General features: G+C 46.4%; 22 protein-coding genes. 14 read left to right on the top strand and 8 right to left on the bottom strand.

Annotated elements, in window-relative coordinates:
- Positions 1-5: 5 nt before the first annotated feature.
- The 3 genes from KV201_RS08000 to KV201_RS07990 form a co-directional block, all read right to left on the bottom strand.
- Positions 6-1,211 (bottom strand): DUF418 domain-containing protein, encoded by a 1,206-nt coding sequence (locus tag KV201_RS08000; RefSeq protein WP_226059000.1) that lies wholly within the window; start codon positions 1,209-1,211, stop codon positions 6-8.
- A gap of 168 nt (positions 1,212-1,379) precedes the next feature.
- Positions 1,380-1,817, bottom strand: coding sequence for a nucleoside deaminase (locus KV201_RS07995; protein ID WP_071938312.1), 438 nt, complete (start codon positions 1,815-1,817; stop codon positions 1,380-1,382).
- A 65-nt stretch (positions 1,818-1,882) separates the two neighbouring features.
- Complete coding sequence (locus KV201_RS07990; protein WP_226058999.1) at positions 1,883-2,800, bottom strand: LysR family transcriptional regulator; 918 nt, start codon at positions 2,798-2,800, stop codon at positions 1,883-1,885.
- A gap of 136 nt (positions 2,801-2,936) precedes the next feature.
- Between KV201_RS07990 and xapA the strand changes: the two genes are divergently transcribed.
- A complete protein-coding gene (gene xapA / locus KV201_RS07985) occupies positions 2,937-3,764 on the top strand; it encodes a xanthosine phosphorylase (protein WP_226058998.1) in 828 nt (275 codons plus the stop codon).
- A 306-nt stretch (positions 3,765-4,070) separates the two neighbouring features.
- Here the strand turns inward: xapA and KV201_RS07980 are convergent, their stop codons facing one another.
- The gene (locus KV201_RS07980) at positions 4,071-4,571 is read right to left on the bottom strand and encodes a hotdog fold domain-containing protein (protein WP_006085741.1); all 501 of its coding nucleotides are present in this window, start codon (positions 4,569-4,571) and stop codon (positions 4,071-4,073) included.
- Positions 4,572-4,795: 224 nt separating this feature from the next.
- Here KV201_RS07980 and KV201_RS07975 point away from each other — a divergent pair, with 224 nt between their 5' ends.
- Positions 4,796-5,710: a DUF368 domain-containing protein gene (locus KV201_RS07975; RefSeq protein ID WP_126492467.1), complete on the top strand. Its 915-nt coding sequence runs from the start codon at positions 4,796-4,798 to the stop codon at positions 5,708-5,710.
- A 227-nt stretch (positions 5,711-5,937) separates the two neighbouring features.
- Positions 5,938-7,518, top strand: a complete 1,581-nt coding sequence (locus tag KV201_RS07970) for a hypothetical protein (protein ID WP_226058997.1) — start codon at positions 5,938-5,940, stop codon at positions 7,516-7,518.
- Positions 7,519-7,597: 79 nt separating this feature from the next.
- Here KV201_RS07970 and KV201_RS07965 read toward each other — a convergent pair whose 3' ends face one another.
- Genes KV201_RS07965 through KV201_RS07955 form a run of 3 tightly spaced genes read right to left on the bottom strand, consistent with a single transcriptional unit; the run spans position 7,598 to position 9,990 of the window.
- Positions 7,598-8,257: a transcriptional regulator gene (locus KV201_RS07965; RefSeq protein ID WP_006085738.1), complete on the bottom strand. Its 660-nt coding sequence runs from the start codon at positions 8,255-8,257 to the stop codon at positions 7,598-7,600.
- Between the two features lie 50 nt (positions 8,258-8,307).
- Positions 8,308-9,582 (bottom strand): serine dehydratase subunit alpha family protein, encoded by a 1,275-nt coding sequence (locus KV201_RS07960; protein WP_011847397.1) that lies wholly within the window; start codon positions 9,580-9,582, stop codon positions 8,308-8,310.
- Positions 9,583-9,606: 24 nt separating this feature from the next.
- Positions 9,607-9,990, bottom strand: a complete 384-nt coding sequence (locus tag KV201_RS07955; RefSeq protein ID WP_006085736.1) for a RidA family protein — start codon at positions 9,988-9,990, stop codon at positions 9,607-9,609.
- A 256-nt stretch (positions 9,991-10,246) separates the two neighbouring features.
- Between KV201_RS07955 and KV201_RS07950 the strand changes: the two genes are divergently transcribed.
- From KV201_RS07950 to KV201_RS07935, 4 genes are all read left to right on the top strand, one after another.
- Positions 10,247-11,518: an amino acid permease gene (locus tag KV201_RS07950; protein ID WP_011847396.1), complete on the top strand. Its 1,272-nt coding sequence runs from the start codon at positions 10,247-10,249 to the stop codon at positions 11,516-11,518.
- 292 nt (positions 11,519-11,810) lie between these two features.
- Positions 11,811-12,953: a transglutaminase-like domain-containing protein gene (locus tag KV201_RS07945; RefSeq protein WP_226058996.1), complete on the top strand. Its 1,143-nt coding sequence runs from the start codon at positions 11,811-11,813 to the stop codon at positions 12,951-12,953.
- Between the two features lie 16 nt (positions 12,954-12,969).
- The gene (locus KV201_RS07940; protein WP_319000210.1) at positions 12,970-13,287 is read left to right on the top strand and encodes a hypothetical protein; all 318 of its coding nucleotides are present in this window, start codon (positions 12,970-12,972) and stop codon (positions 13,285-13,287) included.
- The gene (locus tag KV201_RS07935; protein ID WP_063884572.1) at positions 13,284-13,568 is read left to right on the top strand and encodes a heavy-metal-associated domain-containing protein; all 285 of its coding nucleotides are present in this window, start codon (positions 13,284-13,286) and stop codon (positions 13,566-13,568) included. Before KV201_RS07940 ends, KV201_RS07935 begins: the two co-directional genes overlap by 4 nt.
- Positions 13,569-13,829: 261 nt before the next feature.
- Here the strand turns inward: KV201_RS07935 and KV201_RS07930 are convergent, their stop codons facing one another.
- Complete coding sequence (locus KV201_RS07930; protein ID WP_226058994.1) at positions 13,830-14,336, bottom strand: hypothetical protein; 507 nt, start codon at positions 14,334-14,336, stop codon at positions 13,830-13,832.
- Between the two features lie 301 nt (positions 14,337-14,637).
- On the opposite strand from KV201_RS07930, the gene KV201_RS07925 reads away from it, so the two are divergent.
- The 7 genes from KV201_RS07925 to KV201_RS07895 are packed head-to-tail and all read left to right on the top strand — an operon-like array spanning position 14,638 to position 21,507.
- Complete coding sequence (locus tag KV201_RS07925) at positions 14,638-15,591, top strand: DUF523 and DUF1722 domain-containing protein (RefSeq protein ID WP_006082548.1); 954 nt, start codon at positions 14,638-14,640, stop codon at positions 15,589-15,591.
- A gap of 60 nt (positions 15,592-15,651) precedes the next feature.
- A complete protein-coding gene (locus KV201_RS07920) occupies positions 15,652-16,680 on the top strand; it encodes a MerR family transcriptional regulator (protein ID WP_226058993.1) in 1,029 nt (342 codons plus the stop codon).
- On the top strand, positions 16,667-18,169 hold the full coding sequence (gene phrB / locus KV201_RS07915) for a deoxyribodipyrimidine photo-lyase (RefSeq protein ID WP_226058992.1): 1,503 nt from the start codon (positions 16,667-16,669) through the stop codon (positions 18,167-18,169). The genes KV201_RS07920 and phrB overlap by 14 nt, the downstream gene beginning before the upstream one ends.
- A 23-nt stretch (positions 18,170-18,192) precedes the next feature.
- Positions 18,193-18,639 carry a nuclear transport factor 2 family protein gene (locus KV201_RS07910; RefSeq protein WP_226058991.1) on the top strand — a complete coding sequence of 149 codons (447 nt, stop codon included), beginning with the start codon at positions 18,193-18,195 and terminating at the stop codon, positions 18,637-18,639.
- Positions 18,639-19,439 carry an SDR family NAD(P)-dependent oxidoreductase gene (locus KV201_RS07905; RefSeq protein ID WP_107402335.1) on the top strand — a complete coding sequence of 267 codons (801 nt, stop codon included), beginning with the start codon at positions 18,639-18,641 and terminating at the stop codon, positions 19,437-19,439. The genes KV201_RS07910 and KV201_RS07905 overlap by 1 nt, the downstream gene beginning before the upstream one ends.
- Entirely contained in the window at positions 19,436-20,686 is a 1,251-nt protein-coding gene (locus KV201_RS07900; protein ID WP_115334179.1) for an NAD(P)/FAD-dependent oxidoreductase, read from the top strand. The genes KV201_RS07905 and KV201_RS07900 overlap by 4 nt, the downstream gene beginning before the upstream one ends.
- The gene (locus KV201_RS07895; protein WP_226058990.1) at positions 20,683-21,507 is read left to right on the top strand and encodes a DUF1365 domain-containing protein; all 825 of its coding nucleotides are present in this window, start codon (positions 20,683-20,685) and stop codon (positions 21,505-21,507) included. The genes KV201_RS07900 and KV201_RS07895 overlap by 4 nt, the downstream gene beginning before the upstream one ends.

The raw sequence follows: 21,507 nt of genomic DNA, 5'->3' as shown, positions 1-21,507 counted from the left end.
TGTTTTTAAGCTTGCTTGTGTTCTTGTGATGCCGCGTATTTTTTAAACGCGAGGTGGCGCCAAAGTTTTTCCAATGGCCCTTGCTTGAAATAGCGTAAATACAGGCTGGCTAACAGTAATTGCACTACTGAATAAACCAGTGCCATGGCCATGTATCCCCATCTGTCTAGACTCAATAGCAATTCGGGGGCGAAGTGCCTAAACACTAACACGCCAACGATGGATTGCAGAATATAGAGGCTAAAGGCGAGTTTGCCAACATTTTGCAGTGGCGTGAGTCTATTTGGATTATTTTGGCAAATTTTAACCATAATATGAATGTAAATCAGCGCCATAGGAATAGCGCTTAGCATGATTAACACATCTGAAAACGTGACTAGAATAGGGTTGTCCGTAAAGTCTAAACCAGTATCGAGTAGCGATACCGTCACGCTGGCTAGCACTAATTTCAGCAGTTGTGGCTTGCTAAACCCCCGCTCAAAAGTCCCCTGTTGATACAAGGCCATGCCAAGCAACATTAAGCCCGCCGTAAACCACATTATGGTAAAAGGGATCACCAGCGCCATATAACCCACTTGCATCAAATGCAGGAACAGTTGGTCGGCATAGCCTGAGGTCCATGCGCTGTATTGCTCTGCAAATAGACTCGATTCTCGAGTGAAAGGTTCATCGCTGCCCGTAAGGCTAATCAGCGTAATGATCACTAAGGCGCTTAAAATAAAAATATTCGCTTTGCGCTTAAGGGCTTCAATACTTAAATCTTTGTAACACAAAGCTAAAAATCCGCTGATCCCATAGGTTAATAAAATATCACCAGGCCAGATAATGATGCCGTGGAGTAAGCCAAACACCATTAGCCATTTCAAACGTGAGCGCAGTAAAGGATATGCTTCTAGGCCTTTGGCGCTAAATCGCTGATATTGAATAAAAAGCCCGACGCCAAACAAGATGGAAAACAGACTGATAAAGCGCGCCTCGATGAAAAAGTTACTGAACACTTTGATTATGTGATCCGACAGCGGCGGCGTTTCGTGGGGGGCATAGCCAAAAAAAGTAATGCCCATAAAATAGATATTCATAAAAAATATCCCCAACACGGCTAAGCCGCGAATGGCATCGAGATTGGCATTACGCTGTGCAGGAATCGCCATGACGACTGGCTGCGTGGAGTCTGATCTTGACCAAGGATCTTTAGGTAAGTTGGCTGGCACGTTAGCTGAGTTCCTTTCGCTAGTAGGCATGTTCGACTTTTCACTGGGATTTGGGAGGGCTAGCCTAGCAGGCGCTAGCCCCCAATGAAATACAGCCAATACAAAAAGTGAAATACAAAAAAGATAGCAAGTGAAATATAGAAAGTGACTGAGAAGAGTGAAGATCCACTACTCGCCGATATCTTCGTTCCAGAGTGTGGGATGGCTGGCGATAAAGTCGTGCATCAGTTGTTTGCACTCGGCGTTATCGACCACAGTGACATCGACGCCGCGGGATTTGACATAGGCTTCTGGCCCTTGAAAGGTGGTGTTTTCACCGACGATGACTTTAGGTATGCCATAAAGTAATACCGCACCGCTGCACATATCACAGGGCGATAGGGTGGAATACAAGGTCGCTCTTTGGTACTCGGCGGCGCTAAATCGGCCGGCATTTTCGAGGCAATCCATTTCGGCATGCAAAACTGAACTGCCTTTTTGTACCCGTTTATTGTGGCCGCGCCCGACGATTTTGCCATCGATCACTAATACCGAACCAATGGGGATGCCGCCCTCGGCGAGTCCTTGCTTGGCTTCTTCAATGGCTGCCGCTAAAAATTCATCCATCTTGATATCCTTAAAATATGAACCCTGAATATTAAACTCAGCATAGCACTCGTTTGGGAGACAATCTAAATGGTTTTGATTTGTTGCTTCAATAAGTCCCTCAGGCTATCGAGAATCGGCAGCGAAGCCATTTCTGGCCGATAAATCAGACAGATATCGGCGGGAATAGTTTGTTTTAATTTAATAAACTTTACCCTAGGCCAAGGCTGTGATGCATAACTTTGCGGCACTATGGATACCCTGTTATCGCCAGCGATGATCGCCATCAAGCTATTGGGCTCGACCATTTCCTGTATCAGCTGCGGCATAAATCCTGCGGCCTGACAGTTGGCGATAATCAAATCGCTAGAGGCGGAGTTGGCACGGCTGAGTAAGGTAAAGGGCTCATCTTTGAGTTCACTCAAGTCGATGCTTTTACGTCTGGCTAAGGGATGTTTATTTGCCAGCGCTAACACCATAGGTTCGCTGGTGATGGTTTCGGCGATGAGGTGCGGCAGATTTAAGGTGTCGGCGTAGCGCACTAGGCCAAAATCGATTTCTTGATGCGCTAAGGCGACTTTTTGAGTTTCAGGTGATAACTCTTGAAAGATCAGCTTATTTTCAGGGCATTGCTTGCGAAAGCTTTTCAGAATGTCCCCAAATCCCATCCAAAACAGCGAGCTCATGATGCCAATCCGAATATGGTTTCTATCGAGTCGCCCAAGCTGAGCTACTTGTTCCAATGAGGTATTCACCAGCTCGAATATTTGCTCGCACTTCTCTCTTAACAATTGGCCATAGGGTGTGAGCTCGACTTGCCGAGTGCTGCGAGTGAACAGCTCAACACCAAGGAGCGATTCTAACTCTTTGATTTGTGCGCTCAGCGGAGATTTCGATAGATGCAGTTGCTCGGCGGCAGCGGTAAAGTTTTTTACTTCAGCCACTCGATGGAAATACCGCAGCATCTTCAAGGTAACGAGTTCTGGTGCGTTTATCTTGCTCATCTCAGGCTCACTGCTTTTTAGTTATTGTCCTTTTTATCAGCACAATAGTGCGATTAATCGCGATTATTTGCAACCCCAAGCCCGCTTATACTATGGGTCGTTTACTCTTTCATTCCTTTGCTATGAGGTACCTTGTATGAGTCATGATCCTGTTATTAATGCCCTTGCGACGATTCGAGCCCGTAAACCCAATTTCTCTCCCCGCGCTGCTATGATTTTGGGCTCAGGGCTTGGCGCGTTTGCCGATAATTTAGATAACAAAGTAGTGATCCCCTATGAAGAATTAGACGGCTTTCCCGTGAGTACCGTCGTCGGTCACTCGGGAGAGCTGGTGCTCGGCAGCTTACATGGCATCGATATAGTGTGCATGAAAGGCCGCGGGCATTTTTACGAGCACCAAAGCATGAAGGTGATGACGACGCCTGTGCGTACTTTCAAACGTTTAGGGTGTGAATTGTTACTGGTGACTAACGCTGCGGGGTCATTACGGCCAGAGCGGATCGGCGTGGGATCATTAGTGATTTTCAGCGATCACATCAACACTATGCCGGGTACGCCTATGACAGGCGCAAACGATGACAGCTACGGTCCGCGCTTTTTTAGCCTAGCCAATGCTTATGATAAAGACCTCAGAGCAGAAGCCTTAAGTGTCGCAAAAGCCGCAGGCATTGCAGTGAATCAAGGGGTATTTGTGTCTTACTCTGGCCCGTGTTTTGAAACCGCGGCTGAAATCCGCATGATGCAAATCATCGGTGGCGATGTAGTGGGAATGTCTGTGGTGCCAGAGGTGATTTCGGCGGCGCATTGTGGTTTGCCCGTCTTGGCTGTGTGTGCCATTACCAATATGGCCGAAGGATTGGGGGACGTGCTGTTATCCCATGAACAAACCTTAACATGTGCCAAGCTTGCCGAAGCCGACTTTATCCGTTTGATTGAGCGTTTTACCGCCAGTCATTTTGCTTAACATCTGGTTTAACTGGGCTGCTATATAGGGTAGTGCTGCGATAAAGGGCTGCTATTTTAAAATCTCGTATTTAACAGGTCGAATTAAGATTTCGTATTTAAGAGCTCATATTTAAGAGCTCATATTTAACAGTTCGGATTTAAAAGTCCGCACTTAAAAATCCTTACTTAAAAGTGAGCGAGCAAGGCGCCGTGCAATTGCGCTAACCGAGTTTTTTAACGAAATACGGCTGAAGGCTAAAAAGTAAAAGGGAGCTTAGCTCCCTTTTTAGATGCAGACATTAAGCACAGCGCTCGTGTAAAACGCTTATTTCTGTGGTTTTTCTGAAATCCACAACTTGATATGTCCTTTCACCACAACCACACCTTGGGTGTCGTAGGCGGTAACGGGAACGAGCATATCGCCAGGAGTCCATTGCTCTGGCGTCACTTCGGCGATACACAAAATATCGCTGCCGGCTTTAGCGGTATAATCCAAACTCATGCCCTTAGGGATCCAACGTAAATGCTTTGGAATTGAGGCTTCGGCCATCACGCCCATCGCCATTTCTAGGCCGTTACAAATCGCAATCACATGCACAGTTTTTATATGATTATGAACAGCATGGCGTTTTTTAATTAAACAGGCGCAATGATTAAGGCGTAATTCAGTGATCAGTGGTTTGATGGTGCCGAAATAGGGCGCCATGCGTGAAACCATGATTGAAAACAGTTTTTGGCCGAAGGGATAACGGCGAGTCTTATGGTAGAGCGCGAGCACTTTATTTGGTTTTTGTTCTGCAGTGCTAGAAGAGTCTGTCTGGCTCATGGTCATCCTTAATAATGGTGCAAAAGGGTATTGTTATCTTGAGCCTGTTCCAAGTTGGGTTTGGACTGCTCTGGTCGGATGAGTGTAACATTAGGATAACAACAAATACCAGTCGACTTAATTAAGCAAACTTCATTTCGCGGTTTTTAGTGTAACACCGTATAATTGCGGCCAATTTGTCGTTTAGCGGCAATGGCATATTGATTTAACTACAAGGACTCACAGTGAAATATTTGCTGACGTATTTTAAGGGAATGGCCATGGGCGCTGCCGATGTCGTGCCAGGCGTTTCGGGCGGCACCATAGCGTTTATTACCGGTATTCTCGATACCTTGCTCGACAGTGTAAAACGCATCAATCCTTCCCTTTGGGGCGTGATTAAGTCGCAGGGCATAAAAGGGGCATTTGCCCATATTAATGGTGGCTTTTTAGTGAGTCTGCTGGCGGGGATCCTGACCAGTATTTTTACCTTTGCTAAGCTGATCTCTTGGTTACTGGCGACGCATCCGATCCCGATTTGGTCGTTCTTTTTTGGGCTTATTCTTATCTCTGTTGTGCATATGCTTAAGCAAGTGAGTGGTTTCACTGTGGCACGTTTAGGTTTATTTGCTCTTGGTGTGCTGGCTGCATGGGCGATAACTGTGTTGAATCCGGTCGCGGTAGAAGCCAGTTACATGAATATCTTCTTCGGTGGCGCGATTGCCATTTGCGCCATGGTGTTACCAGGGATCTCTGGCAGTTTTATCTTATTATTACTGGGTTTATATCCCGTGGTTTTAGCAGCGGCTAAAAATATTCAGCTGGATATTTTGGCCTGTTTCGCCGTTGGCGCTGTGATGGGATTACTGACATTCAGTCATCTATTGTCGGCACTGCTGCGTAAGCACCACGATGCCACTATCGTGTTTCTAACCGGATTAATGTTAGGCACCTTAGGTAAAATTTGGCCATGGAAAGAAACCTTAACTTGGCGGACTAACTCCCACGGTGAGCAAGTGCCTTTGCTGGAGCAAAATATTTCGCCGCTTAATTTTGAGCAAGTGACGGGCCTACCTTCGCAACTCGCCTTTGCGATTGTGTGTATGCTGGCGGCGATTGCACTGGTATGGGGTTTAGAGAAAGTGGGTAAAAGGGATTAGCTCTTTGTTGCCTCAACATCATATTCAATAAAAGCAGCGAGATAGGCTGCTTTTTATTTTTTTGCTCATATGCTCATCTTACTTGAATCTGGTCAGCTTTCGATTTTAGGGCAATGTCATTTAGCCCCGTTTTGGTTACAATCACAGTTCACATTTAGCGTCCTCAGTCGACGTTATGTTTCAGTTAAAACTCAGTGAGAGTTTGCAGTTACGATAAGGATATACTTGTGGATAAAAAACAGGTCTCATGGGGCGGTGTAGCGCTGGCGATTTTTGCCTTGGGTCATGTGGTTAACTTACTCATAGATAAACAGGGCTCTGATATATCGCCCGAATTAAAACAGCAAATTTCTGACACGATCTTGGCTCACAGACCACCATCCGCCACTAATAATTCATTAACGTCCATTCCGAATAATCTTCAAGTGGCTGACGAGTCGTCCAAAATCCGGATGCCCGCTCAGTTAGCCCAAGTGAGTCAAATCTACAGTAATCTCAGTGCATTTGCGGCGCTCAAACAAGATGGCACTGTGGTTGCGTGGGGCGATCGTGACTGTGGTGGCTATATCAATAATGCTGCTGAGCCTCTGGTCAATGTAAAACAGCTATACACGACAGAGAATACCTGTGGTTTTGCGGCCTTAACCCGTGACGGTAAACTTATCCCCTGGGGGAGGGGGATAGGAAGGAAGCAAGTGCAGACGGGCGTTCGTTCTTTTGTGTTGGGAGAGGGGCTTTATGCGGCCATTAAACAAGATGGTAGTGTAGTCAGTTGGTCTATCCTCGATTCAACACCACTTGCACAGTTCTCGGATCTATATGCAGCGCCTGCGATGACCCATGTTGACTCTGTGTTGATTAACGAAGGGGCCTTTGCTGCCTTAAAACAGGATGGGACTGTAGTAACTTGGGGAGAAGAAGCTTATGGCGGCGATAGTCGCCACGTGGCCTCTGCGCTTAACCATGTCGATCTGCTCTATGCCAACAATAATGCCTTTACTGCGAGGACTGCGACGGGAAAATTAGTGTCTTGGGGCGCTGTCAACGATGATCAAAAAGGCCGCGAACAACTTGCAAAACTCAACCAATTAGCGCCTGCAGTGAAAGTTGTCAACACTGATTATGGGTTTGCGGCGCTGCTGGCGGATGGCAGCGTATATACCTGGGGTGAGGGCGAATTGACTGAGCATCATGTCGCGTTTCCAGATCGTTTATCTACCACAAACCACGCCGATAAAGTGATTGATATTTATGCAAATCGCGGCGCATTTGCAGCCCTAACCATCAGTCGTCAACTCTACGTATGGGGCAGTAAATTCAATGGTGCTGATACATCAGTCCTACAAAATAAGTTGCAAGACGTGCACAAGGTTTATCCCGTTGATGAGGGCTTTGTCGCGCTACGTAAGGATAATACCGCGATTGCTTGGGATAGTTGGGACTTGGTAGACAAGCAACCACATTATCAAGAAGTCACTCAGGTGAGCAAAGTGGTGACTTATGAGCGGGAGTTTGTCTTTTTAAAACAGGATGGCACTGTGGTTGATGGCCACTCTGGACCCAAAACTCGAATCACTCAAGCAACGGATATTTTCCCTACTGGCTTTGGGTTTACGGCTAAACGTCAAGATGGCTCGGTTGCCGTGTGGATGGGAGGTAATCCAGCGCTGACCATCAATAAACAATTCGTTGATTTGAGCCAAATGCGCGACATTCGCAGCAATTTGATTGATGCAATTGCTTTAATGGCCGATGGCCGAGTGCAGGCATGGAATATGAGGGGCCACAGCGGACAATCTACGGAATAACAAGCGCAAAAACAATAAAACCAAAGGGCTAAGGTTATTTACACCTTAGCCCTTTCTATTTAGGCGAGTTTTTCTTGCTTTAAGCTTGATTGGCTTTAATTTCCCGCAGGTAACGGTAAATCGAATGTACCGAAATCCCTAAACGAGTAGCGGCCACTTGGGCGCTGTCTTTGAGCTCAAAAATACCTAACTCGTGGAGTTGATTGACGATTTCACGGCTCTTTTGTGAGGGTGAAATCCCTGGATTGGAGCGCACTTCATGGTTGATACTGTCAATCGTGCTATGCAGCGCTTCATCGATATTGCGGGCAAATATCTCTGGTGAGCTGGTTACTTCAGTGCTGAAGAGATTATCCGGCATCATAGTGCGCAGTACAGATTGCAGCGGCGCATCCATGTCGCTGTTAATGCACAGCAAACCTATGGGCTGATTTTTACTGTTACGGATAACTGTTGTGATCGATCTCAGCGTCTTACCATTGGCGCATTTAGTTAGGTAAGAGTTAGAAATATCCTGACCGGTCTTGAGTTTAAGCAAGGCAAGGTTGGTTATCGGCGCCCCCACTTCTCGACCTGTGACATGGCCATTGGCAATTTTGACCACAGACGGATGTTTCGCATCTAGGCTGTGCAATACCACTTCTGTGTGCTGACCATACATAGCCGCGATGCCATCGACGATATTTTCGACCGATTTCAGAATATCCAGATCACTTTGCGTTAAATCTTGCAGTTTCACAATTTCAACCTTTGGTTATTAACCCGCCATTATTCAGCGGGTTAAAATCATTATGCCGACATAATATCGATAATAGTGACATCTGTGGATGACATGCCATTGAGGATCATTTTGCCAATGTTTTTAATGGTTTTTTCAACATCGGTTGCAATAATACCTTGGCCGGAGACATTGTGACTACTTAGCGCCATCAAAAATGAGCGCACGGCCGCACTGGAAGACGTGCTGACCTTCATTGCGCAGGAAGCTTTAGCACCGTCACACACCATGCCCGAGCTGTCACTGATCACGTTTTGAATCGCGAAACAGGATTGTTCGAACGAACCTCCCGCCAAATACACCATGGCCATAGACGCGGCGGCGCTGGTGACTGTATTGCCACAAAATGCTGACAGCGGTGGGTAATGGGACTTGATATAAATTGCCCCGAGATGGCTCATGATCAACGCGCGGGCGAGTTGTTCTTCCGAAACCTTATAGCATTGCGCCGTTAATACCACAGGGATAGTTGCCGCTATGCCTTGGTTGCCACTGCCAAGATTGCTCATGGCGGGCAAGTTTGCCCCACCCATGCGAGCATCTGAGGCGGCAGCCGTTAACATGACGATTTTATTGAGTAAATCTTCACCAATAATGCCGGCGGCTATGCCACTTTTCATGGTGCGACCGACTTCGAGTCCATAGGGATTGGCCATGCCTTCATCGGATAATTTGCCGTTTAACTCAGAGGCTTCGAGGATGAACTTGATCTCTTCGAAGGGGACTTCTTGGGCGAAGCGATAAATGGATTCGATAGTGATATCCACGCCTTCACAGATGGAACCCGTGGCTTTAGCTTGCGTGCTATCGACACTGAAGACGGATTCGCCGTTGAGGCGCTTTTCGGCAATAAGCGTATGGCCACCACAGATTTTCACTAGGGCTTCGCGGTCGCCTTTTTTTGCGATAACACAGCAATAAATAAATTCTGCCGTTTCAGTGCGCTCGACGGTGACTTTACCCGCATCGATCAGTGCTTGTGCTTTGGCGACTTGCTCCGGCGTGATCACTGCCAATACTTCTAAGCCCGCATCAGGATTACCGGCAATGGCGCCTGCCGCTGCGGCAATTGCCAGACCGATTTTGCCTGTACCAGGCACAAACACACCCATAGAGTTTTTATAAAGATTGTCAGACACTTGTACCGCAATTGAATCGGGCTCAACACCCAGTAAGGCGCGAGCGACGGCGGCGGCGTAAGCGGCGGCGATGGGCTCAGTGCAGCCTAATGCGGGCTTAACGACTTGTTTGATGATGTTAATATACTGCTGCCATTGGGGTTTCATCAGCTTACAACCTTTTGTTAATACTTAAATTTTCACGTGTGCTATCGCTTCAACTTCCACTTTAACGCCCAGTGGAAGATCCTTCACCGCAAAACAGCTACGCGCAGGGCAGTCGGTTTTAAAATAGGTTTTATACACTTCGTTAAAGGCGGCAAAGTCACTGATCTCAGCAAGATAACAAGTGGTTTTGAGAACCGTTTCTAAGCTACCGCCACCCGCTTCAAGCACGTATTTGAGATTCTCTAGCGACTGAATCGATTGTGCGGTGATCCCACCGTCAACCACGCCGCCTTTCTCTTTACAAACGGGCAGTTGGCCAGAGGTGAAGATGAGATTGCCATAGCTCGTACCGTGTGAATAAGGGCCAATGGCTGCGGGAGCGCTTTCTGCGTGAATAATGGTTTTCATTGTCTCTCCAACGTGCAAATAAAATTGAATGCCGCGGTCGGCTTATGTGCAACATTATTTGTATTTTTTGCATTTATTGCAATTATTTTTTAATAAATTTCACTTGTCACTGTGATTTGTGCGCTATTTATCCCGTTTTTAGCTAAGTTGTGAGCGTTAACTCTTTGTTCAACAAAAGTTGAGTATAATGGTTGCTGAGTTTGTTTTGTTCAAATATATTTGCACAAAATAATAGCAACAAGGTAAAGGTGAAATAATGGATGCAACAATTACTGCTGCACAGTGGAAAGCAGATACCCGCTTCGATAGTACGGATTGGGGCTGGATAATCATGAGTATCGGTATGGCAATTGGCGCGGGGATAGTTTTCTTGCCTGTTCAGGTCGGTTTAATGGGTCTATGGGTGTTCTTACTGTCAGGCATTATTGGCTATCCGGCCATGTATATGTTCCAGCGGTTATTCATCAATACCTTAGCTGAATCACCTGAGTGTAAGGATTACCCGAGTGTGATTTCGGGTTACTTAGGTAAAAACTGGGGCATGTTGTTGGGCGGTTTGTACTTCATCATGCTGGTTATTTGGGTGTTTGTTTATTCAACGGCCATTACTAACGACAGTGCTTCTTTTTTGCAGAGCTTTGGGGTGACGAAAGACTTGTTGTCACATAATCCCTTCTACGGGTTAGCGCTGATCTGCGGCTTAGTTGCTTTAGCATCCCGCGGCGAAAATCTACTGTTTAAGATCTCCACTTTTATGGTGCTGACTAAGCTGGGCGTTGTGGCTGTGTTAGGGCTATTGATGGTGGATAAGTGGGATATCAATAATATTGGCGCTATCCCAGCAACGGGAGATTGGTTAAAAGATGCGGTCGTTATGCTGCCCTTTACGCTGACATCGATTCTGTTTATTCAAAGCTTAAGCCCTATGGTGATTTCATACCGTTCGCGGGAAAAATCCTTAGCTGTAGCGCGTTTCAAAGCGATGCGCGCCATGAATATTGCCTTTGGTGTCTTGTTTGTCGTGGTGTTCTTTTATGCTGTGTCATTCACGCTCGCTATGGGTCATGAACAAGCGGTGCGGGCATCGGAAGAAAATATCTCAGCCTTAGCCATGGTCGCCCAAGGTATGCAGGGACAAACACTGAAATTACTGAGTCTAACGCTGAATATTTTTGCGGTAATGACGGCTTACTTTGGGGTGTATCTTGGTTTCAGGGAAGCTTGCCAAGGGCTAACCATGAATATGCTGCGTCGATATATGCCTGAAGATCGCATCAACAAAAAGCTTGTGGGTTACGGCATCATGATTTTCACGATTCTACTGTCGTGGGGGGCGATTGTATTGAATGCGCCAGTGCTGAGCTTTACGTCGATTTGCAGTCCAATCTTTGGTTTGGTCGGGTGTTTGATCCCTGCTTATTTAGTGTATCAAGTGCCTGCACTGCATAAGTACAAAGGTGCGTCGCTGTACATCATTATCATCACAGGTTTATTGCTATGTGTATCACCTTTCTTGGCGTTTAGTTAATATTCACGCGAGTTAAAACCGCTGAAGCAGCTAACATCGCGATAAAATCCAAATATTGCAAAAGCAGGTATTGGATCACTCAATACTTGCTTTTTTATGTGATACTTAATTCTCTGATTGGTCATTTTGTCTAAAGTGAATATGGGTTTATAGACTTAATGAGCTCTGATGTAAGTTTTTTACTGCTGTGTTCCAAGCGTTATTGTGCTCACAGTGGGACGCCCTATAATGGCGCACAGAACTTTAGTAGTACCTCTTTCTCTGGCGCTAAATAATATTAAGGAATGTCATAATGCAAAGACGCAATTTTTTAAAAAGTGCGGCTATTTTGTCGACTGCGGGTTTTATCACGCCGGTACTGGCGTCTTCCTCTAAATCGAGTGTCGTTGAACCTAGCGCAAGCGATGGACGTCGCCGTTTTATCTTAACCAACACTTACCATCTTGTTGCTCCTGAAGGCTCTGAGGGCGTGGTGAAGTTGTGGATCCCTTTGCCTGAAGACACGCAATTCCAACGGGTCAGTAAGCTGAATTTCACAGGCAGTTTTAAAGATGCCTATATCAGCTCAAACAACAGTTATGGCGCCAAAACGCTGTTTGCGACTTGGCCAGATGCTAAAGACAGCATGACAATGACCGTTGAGTTAGACATTGAAACCTTAGATTGGGAACCGCTTAAAAGCGGCGCTTTGACTCACTATCGCACACCAACACAGATCCACTATCCTGCAGATGTAGAACGTTATTTACTGCCGACTAAACATATGCCGATTAACGGTATTGTGAAGCAAACGGCGGATAAAATCGTCGGCAGCGAAACTGAACCACTGAAACAAGCGCGACTGATTTACCTTTGGGTTAGCTCTAATATGTTCCGCGATAATAGCGTGATTGGTTGTGGCACGGGTGATGTGGCCAGCATTTTAGAAAGTGGCAAGTTAGGCGGTAAGTGTACCGACATTAACTCGGTATTTGTGGCGTTAATGCGTGCTGTAGGTATCCCTGCCCGTGAAATGTTTGGTATTCGCTTAGGTCAGGCGATCAAGATGGGCCATTACTCTAAAAAGGCCTTTGGGAGCGCCGATGACAAAGGGGCTGCCGATGTTAGTGGCGGTCAACATTGCCGCGCTATGTTCTATTTAGCGGGTTATGGTTGGTTGCCCGCCGATCCTGCCGATGTGACTAAAATGCGCTTAACAGAGAAAAAAGAACACAGCGATCCTGCGGTTCAGGCAGTGAATGATTACCTCTTTGGTAACTGGGAAATGAACTGGGTTGGCTTTAACTATGGTCGCGACTTTGATTTATTCCCTGAAGCCGAGCAGACACCACTGAATAACTTTGGTTATCCCTATGCGGAAGTCGATGGCGATCCTGTGAATTATTATGAACCAAAAGTGTTTGGCTATGACTACCAGTCAACCGAACAACGCTAAGGGACTCTTAGCGACGATGGCCGCCGCAGTGGTTGCTGCGGTTGCTTCAAGCCTATGCTGTATTGCCCCGCTTATTTATCTGGTGTTCGGGGTGTCGGCCGCGAGCCTGTCGGGGATTGAGCAGCTGAGCTGGCTGCAAGTGCCGATGTTGATACTGTCTACTGGACTTATCCTGATGGGATTTTGGCGGCTCTATTTTGCTAAAAAACTATTTTGTACTGCGACGTTGAGTCGTACTCAGATGGTGTGGCTGTACTGGTTAACTGTGCCTGTCGTGCTGGCATTTCAGTTATATCCTTTTGTATTACCTTGGTTATTAGAGGTGTTCGAATGAAGTTAGTGTTATTTCTCGCCTTTAGCCTGTGTTCAGCGTCGAGCTGGGCGGCAAACGTGTTGGTTACCTTAGATGTTAAGGGCATGACTTGTCCGCTGTGTGTCACTGTCGTGAATAAAGCCCTGCGTAAAACCGATGGGGTGATTAAGGCCAAGGCTTCGTTGAAAACTGAGCAAGCAATAGTGACTGTGCCAGAGGATTTTAATCTCGATAATTTACTCAAGGCCGTTGATGAAACGGGTTATAAGGGCAGTATTAACAAAATAGAGAAACAAGCTTAAGCGTCTTAGAACAGTTACTGGTAACGCATTTTAGCAGCTCGTTTTTAGCCACTTTCTCTTAGACAGTTTTTAGCAAAAGAGTGAGCTAAAAAATATTAAAGATCAGCCTAAGTTCAAATGCTTAGGCTGATTTCTTACCGAATGAATCACTCGCCACGTCATCAGTCTATCTTCCACACCCGCTTACACTTCTCTCAATACTCAATACTCAATACTCAATACACCTCATTCCGCCTAACGCCTAGGCATTCCATTGCTTGGTTAGCTGTAATACACCTCGGGATCGACACTGCGCTGCCTCTGTTCATTTTTCTCTGAAGACTCCTTTATCAGATCCATTTTTTGCGCTTGCAGTAACTCTAGTTGCTTAGCTTTTTCTTCTTCAGACAGGCTTTCATCGTTGGCAATTTTTTCCATTTCAGCTTCTAGCTGCTTCAGTTTTTCCCTATCGATACCTGTACGCTTATCGAGGATCGTCTGCATGGCTTCAGCCAATTTGTCGGTGCTTTTATCTGACTCAGGGGTGCCAGCAATGGCTTGCACATTACCCGTATAGCCTTGTTTGGCGTTAGGTGCGAGATGGCTATAGGTATCGGCTGTCGCTACAGGCGCAGATGAGGAGAGGGTTACAGTATCTTGGCTTACTGCGGGACCCGATGCCGCCATCGAAGTGGGAGCATTGGCTTGGCTACTCTGGCTCGATTTGAGTTGCGAGAGTGCCAAATTAGCATAGGGATTGGTATAGCTGTTGGAGTTGATAGTGCTCATGTCCGATTCCTTTTGGTATGGCCCAGTGGTTGCGATTGAGTCCCTTGGTCACCTTTGGCTTTAATGCTGTGCGGTTAAATGGTGCTACTGGGCGTTCAACTCAATCTAATGATGCTCGGTATTTTATTAAGCAAGTTAGAGGCCAACTCAGGCTTATGTGGGGTTTATGTATGGTTCATTCGTGATTGATTTATCAGAAGTCACGCTTGAACGAGACTTTTAAAAAATATTTATACAAAAACTTGATCCTTGTACAACTATGGTCCGTAATTAAAGACATAGTGATACAAGGAGTCGACTTATGTACAAGTTTAACCCGCAGCGAATTCAGATTGGGATCAGTGCTTGCTTATTAGGGGAGAAGGTTCGTTTTGATGGCGGACATAAAAATTCTACCTATTGTAATCAAGAGATTAAGCAATTTTTCGATTATGTGCCTATCTGTCCAGAAATGGCGATTGGCCTAGGTGCACCTCGTAAAAGTATCCGTTTAGTCCGTGATGGTGAAACCATCTTAGTGCAGAGCGGTGACGGTAGCTTAGATGTGACCGATAAGCTCAATGAATACAGCGAAAACAAGGTTGAAGAGCTCGATTTCCTCGGCGGATACTTGCTTTGCGCTAAGTCGCCAACCTGCGGCATGGAGCGGGTGACTGAGTACAAAATTGGCACTAACAATGGCTCTAAGTCGGGGATTGGTGTGTTCGCCCGCAAGTTGATGGAACGTTATCCACTATTGCCCGTGGAAGAAGAAGGCCGTTTGCATGACATGGTGCTACGGGAGAACTTTTTCACCCGCGTTTATGCCTATCACGATTGGCATCTGATGAAGCATGAAGGGCTGACTAAGCATAAGTTAGTGAAGTTTCATTCCCGCTATAAATACCTGTTAATGGCGCATAGCCCTACATGGTATCGCGAGCTTGGGCCGATAGTGGCCAATATTGAGGATCTTGAACAAAGCGCAACCCGCTACTTTGAAGGCTTTATGACGGCGCTGAAAATCAATGCGACCCGTAAAAATCATACCAGTACGCTGCAGCATATTCAGGGCTACTTTAAAAAGCATTTGAGCAAAGAGCAAAAGACAGAACTGTCTGAAGCGATTATGAAATATCGCGAAGGTTTATTGCCTCTGTTAGTGCCTATCACGCTCATAAATCATTATCTGCGGGAATTCCCAACGCCTTACATTGAAGAGCAAGTGTATTTGAATCCCCATCCAGAGGCGTTGAAGCTGCGCTATGCCTACTAGCATTGGCTTTGTTGTACTGAGTGGTTTTTAGCTTAGAATTTAGTGAGTTATTACTGATATATGAAACAAGATACCCAGTCCATAACCAACGATGAGCCCAATGATGGAGTATTACTCCCCATTGGTGAAGTGTCGGCCTTAACCGGCGTGAATGCTGTGACCTTAAGGGCATGGCAGCGCCGTTTTGGTTTAGTGATCCCTGCGCGCACGCCCAAGGGACACAGATTATATACGAGTAAAAATATCCAAGAAATCCACGAGATTAATACATGGTTAGCTAAAGGTGTTGCGATCAGCAAAGTTAAACCTTTGCTGATGAGTGCCGCCAAATTATCAAGTGAAATGATTGAATCCCAAGTTGTCGATCTGTGGGGCGAGCAAATTACTGCGCTGAATGCGGCATTGTTCGACTTCAATCAGCATAAATTGCAGCAGATATTAGACGATGCATTTGGCTTATATCCGTTTCAATTAGTGAAAGAAAAGTTACTGCAACCTTGGCTTAATCAACTCGATGACTTAGCGGATGAGCGGCTCGATGCCGAGTTAATTCTCGCTTGGTTAAAAAGCGAATTACTCAGCCGAGTTGGTGGGCGTTATGCCTTTACCGGACAGGCCATTGCGGCGCGAATGGCTGTGGTGCAGTTATCCCGCGGCGCTGCCACGCCGCCTAGCTCTACTCGCACTAAAAGCTTGTTTTCTTTGTTGCTATTGCTTGAGTTAGCATCGCTTCGAGTATCGGTAATCGACCTTGGCGAGCAGGCCATAGGCAGTTTACCGCTGCTGCAGGGCAGGCTTAACGTCGATGCGCTTTTGCTTATTCCCGATCCAAATCATTCGGGTTCTGAGCAGACTGAAATGCTCACTGTATTGGCACAAATGAGCTTCCCATGTCGATTTGTTGGCCCCTTTGTACCGACGTTGACTTCCTTATCGGCTTTCTGGGCGCCTTCGATGACAGACTTGATTGGACAAATACCGTCTCGCTCTGTGGGTAAGGTCAACAGAAGTAACAAAGGCAAAGGGAAAAGTATTGGCATGAGTCAAAGCGAGCAGGGCAATAGTGGAGAAAACAATGACATCAGTTAACGATTTAATGCCAGTAGATTCAATGTCAAAAAAAGTGCAGGGCAATAATGCACTCATGTGGTTTCGCCAAGATTTACGCCTTGCCGATAATCAGGCGCTAAGTGCAGCCTGTGATTGGGCGCGGGAGAATGGCGTGGCACTTAAGGCCATTTATATCGCTACGCCAACCCAGTGGCAACGTCATGATGTGGCGCCCATTCAGTTAGATTTTATCGAACGTCACATCAATCTGCTTGCCCAAGGGTTGGCGAGTTTGGGGATTACATTCGAATTAATTCAGTTAGATACCTTTGCCGATGTGCCAGCGTTTATCAGTGATTACTGCCAGCAGCAAGGTATTAGCCGCGTGTTTGCAGGCAGTGAGCCTGAGATTAACGAGCAACAGCGTGACCAAGCCTGTATTCAGGCTGGTATTCCTCTGGTGCTAAGCGAAGAGCATTGTTTGCTTAAGCCGGGCACAGTGCTGAACTTGTCCGGCGACATGTATAAGGTTTTCACGCCTTTTAGCCGTAAGTGGCGAGAAATTGCCGCCCGTCATGCCATTTTGCCGCTTCCAGTTCCGGCGCCGCTTGGACCTGTGTTGACCGAGCCAAAGCCGCATTTGTTTAACAATGTGACTAAAGTATCGAGTGAACTTTGGGCTGCGGGAGAAGGGCAGGCAAAGCGTATACTTTCTGCATTTATTCAGCAGAAAGTGCAGGATTATAAGCAAGATAGGGATTTCCCTGGCATCGATGGTACCAGTTCAATTTCACCCTATTTAGCCATTGGCGTCGTTAGCCCAAGACAATGCGTTGCCGCGTTGCTGCATGACTTCCCCGAGGTGATTGTCGACGATACTAGCCCAGCTCGTACTTGGTTAAATGAGCTTACCTGGCGTGAGTTTTATCGTCATTTGCTGGTGGCATTTCCTGACTTATCTAAGAATCATAATTTCAATCGACAAGCCGACCATGTGCAGTGGCGAAACAATCCACAGGAGTTTGCCGCTTGGTGTGAAGGTCGTACTGGCTATCCGATTGTCGATGCGGCTATGCGCCAACTCAATCAAACGGGTTGGATGCACAACCGTTTGCGTATGGTGGTGGCGAGTTTCCTAACTAAACATCTACTGATTGATTGGCGTTGGGGCGAGCGTTATTTCCGCCAAAAGCTCATCGATGGTGACTTGGCTGCAAATAATGGCGGCTGGCAGTGGTCCGCCGGTTGTGGCTGCGATGCCCAGCCTTATTTCCGCATTTTTAATCCTATGAGCCAGAGTGAAAAGTTTGATCCAGATGGCAGCTTCATCCGTAAGTACTTACCAGAGCTCGCATCTTGGGGAATTAAGCAATTACATCAACCCAGTACAGCGCAGACACCGTCCTTGTTTGAACAGCCGTTATTTAACACTAAAACGGCTTATCCGAGTGCGATTGTCGAGCACAGTGCAGCAAGAGCGAGGGCGTTAACCGTACTAGGCGTATTGAAAAAGGCCGCGGCCCAATAAATAGGATCAGGAGCAATAACCAGATGACAAACCAAGCGACGACTGAGACTAATACGCTTGTTGATGATTTTATTCAGCTTTATCAAGCCTTGAATAAAGATAACTTGCACCTGTTGGGTCAAGTTTACGACGACAGTATTAGCTTTACCGATCCTATGCATCAAATCAAAGGGCTAGAGTCGTTAACTCAGTACTTCGCGAAGTTATATAAGAATGTTAAGCATATTCAGTTTGAGATCAAAGAAGTACAGCAGGATGCGAATCAAGCCGCGCTGTTTTGGCAGATGGAATATAGCCACCCTAAGTTGAATAAAGGCGGACTTATCCGTGTTGATGGCATGAGCCAACTTAAATTCAACGACAAGATTTATTTTCACAGGGATTATTTCGACTTAGGGCAAATGTTGTACGAGCATTTGCCTTGCATGGGCGGGCTTATCCGCTTGCTCAAAGACAGGGCGGCAAAATAATGAGCGCTGTTAAACCATTGAAAATTAATACCGTGCTGATTACAGGTGCAAGCTCAGGAATTGGGCTGCAACTTGCGCAGGATTATTTAGCCTTAGGTTGGCACGTCATTGCCTGTGGCCGCTCCCAAGAAAGATTAGATGCGTTAGCCTTGAATGAACTCGTAGGTGCCACGCTGTTAATTTTTGATATATCCCAGCGCGACCAAGTTCAACAAGCTGGCCAAGATTTAGCAGAGCTGTTGGCGAAAACCGATTGTCAGCTCGATTTGGTGGTTTTGAACGCGGGCAGTTGTGAGTATATAGACGATGCTAAGGCCTTCGATGATATGTTATTCGAGCGCGTCGTCCATACCAATTTAATTGCGATGGGATATTGTCTCGGTGCATTTTTACCTTTAATGCCAAGGGGCTCACGTATTGGCTTAATGAGTTCCAGCGCTATTTATTTACCTTTCCCTCGCGCTGAAGCCTACGGCGCTTCTAAAGCTGGCGTGCAGTATCTCGCCTCGAGTCTCTCGCTTGATCTTGCCAAGAATGACATAGGTGTGAGCTTGATTTGCCCTGGTTTTGTGGCGACGCCACTGACCGCAAAAAATGATTTTTCAATGCCAATGCAAGTGAGTGTGCAAACCGCTTCTAAGGCAATCCGCAATGGGCTTAAAGGTGGCAAGCGCGAGATCCATTTTCCGCGACGCTTTACTTATCTATTGAAATTGATGTCGTTTTTACCTGCCTTTGTGTGGCAAAAAATGATTGCAAACGATACTCAAGCCAAGCCGCTTAAGGACAAGAGTTTATGAAAAATATCGCCATCGTCGGCACCGGCATTTCTGGATTAACCTGCGGACATCTATTAAGCGAGTCGCACAAGGTCACAGTGTTTGAGGCCAATGACTATATCGGCGGCCACACGGCGACAGTCGATGTGGAGCACCAAGGCCAAACCTACGCTATAGACACAGGTTTTATCGTGTTTAATGACAGAACCTATCCACGATTTGAGCGTTTATTGGCTCGCCTTAACGTGACCATATTACCGACTGAGATGAGTTTCAGCGTCCATAATGCGCTGACAGGGCTTGAATATAACGGCCACAATTTAGGGAGTTTGTTTGCCCAAAAGCGTAACCTGCTGAATCCGCGCTTTTGGGCCTTTTTAAAAGAAATTCTACGCTTCAATAAAGGCTGTAAGGCACTCTATCAACAGGATATTTACCCTGAAGGCAACTTAGGTGATTATTTAGACAGTGAAAACTTTTCGCGCTTTTTTGCCGAGCACTATATTTTGCCCATGGGCGCGGCAATTTGGTCTTCGAGCATAGAAGATATGCGTGCGTTTTCGTTGAAGTTTTTTATTCGCTTCTTCCAGCACCACGGTTTATTAAATGTCAGTGATAGGCCCCAGTGGTATGTGCTAAAGGGCGGCTCGCGTAGCTATATTCCTGATCTTATTGCGCCCTTTAAAGACAATATTCGCCTTAACTCTCCTGTGACAGGTATTGAACGTCATGGCAATGGGGTGAAGTTGCAGGTCCACGGTGAATGGTTGGAATTCGATGAGGTGATTTTAGCCTGTCATAGCGACCAAGCACTGCGGATGTTAAACGATCCCACGCCAACAGAACGCGCCATTTTAGGCGATCTCAGCTACCAGAATAACGATGTGGTGCTGCACATGGATACGCGTATCCTGCCTAAGCGAAAAGCGGCCTGGGCGAGTTGGAACTATAGGTTAGATGGCAATCTAAAACGCCCTGCGTCAGTAACTTACAACATGAACATACTGCAACAGTTACCAGCCAATGCGCCGACGTTTTGTGTCACTTTGAATCAGTCAGAGTTGATTGATGAGGCGAAAGTGATACGCCGCTTCAATTATGCCCACCCAGTGTTTAACGAAGCCAGCCTTAAGGCGCAGGGCCGCCGTGAGGAAATATCCGGCCAAAATCATACCCATTTTGCTGGAGCCTATTGGCACAATGGTTTCCATGAAGATGGCGTTCGCAGTGCACTGGATGTGTGCGCCCATTTTGGTGTCAGCCTATGACCGATGTAAATGTGACAAGCTTAAATATGACAGAGCTCAATAGCGGCATTTATTACGGCACTGTATCCCACAGCCGTTTTACGCCGATTAAACATAGCTTTAGTTATGCAATGGCGCTGCTGGCGATTGACTTAGATGAAGTCGACAAGATCAGTGCCATGGGGCGAGTTTTTGCCAGTCAGCGCCGCGCTTTACTGAGATTTAATCCGAAAGACTATTTAACTTCTTTTACGACCAAATCCAATAACAGCGGTGAAGTGGCAGTTGCCGATCCGAGCGCCGCGGCACTTAAGAGTCGAGTGCTGGCGCAAGTGGCCGAGTTAGGTGCAGATAAGCTGTGCGACCGAGTTCTGTTTGTGGGTCAGATCCGCCATTTTGGCGTGTATTTTAGCCCAGTAAATTTCTACTTTTGTTATCAAGATCAAACGCCTTTGTACATGTTGGCCGAGGTGAGTAACACGCCTTGGGATCAACGTCATTGCTATTTAGTGGATGTAGCCGCGCCCAAACCTTCTGACAAAGTGTTTCATGTTTCCCCCTTTATGACCCTCGATATGCGTTATCTATGGCATGTGGCTGCGCCGAGTGAAGACTTAAATATTGGTATTGAAAACAAGTCGATGCAAGAGAATGGTAAAAAACTGTTTAATGCCAATCTAATGATGAAACGCCAACCGATCACGGCGGCCAATTTACGGACGCTTTTATTTCGCTTTCCTTTTATGACTCTCAAGATCTTCTTCGGGATTTATTGGCAAGCGCTGAAACTCTTTTTCAAACGTGTGCCCTTTGTGCCGCATCCAGCTCAGATGGAGAAATAA

Origin of the sequence: Shewanella sp. SR1, from assembly GCF_020447145.1 — a bacterium.
GTDB lineage: Bacteria > Pseudomonadota > Gammaproteobacteria > Enterobacterales > Shewanellaceae > Shewanella > Shewanella baltica.
Note: the sequence above shows the minus strand (reverse complement) of the source record. Positions and strands in the feature narration are given on the sequence as shown.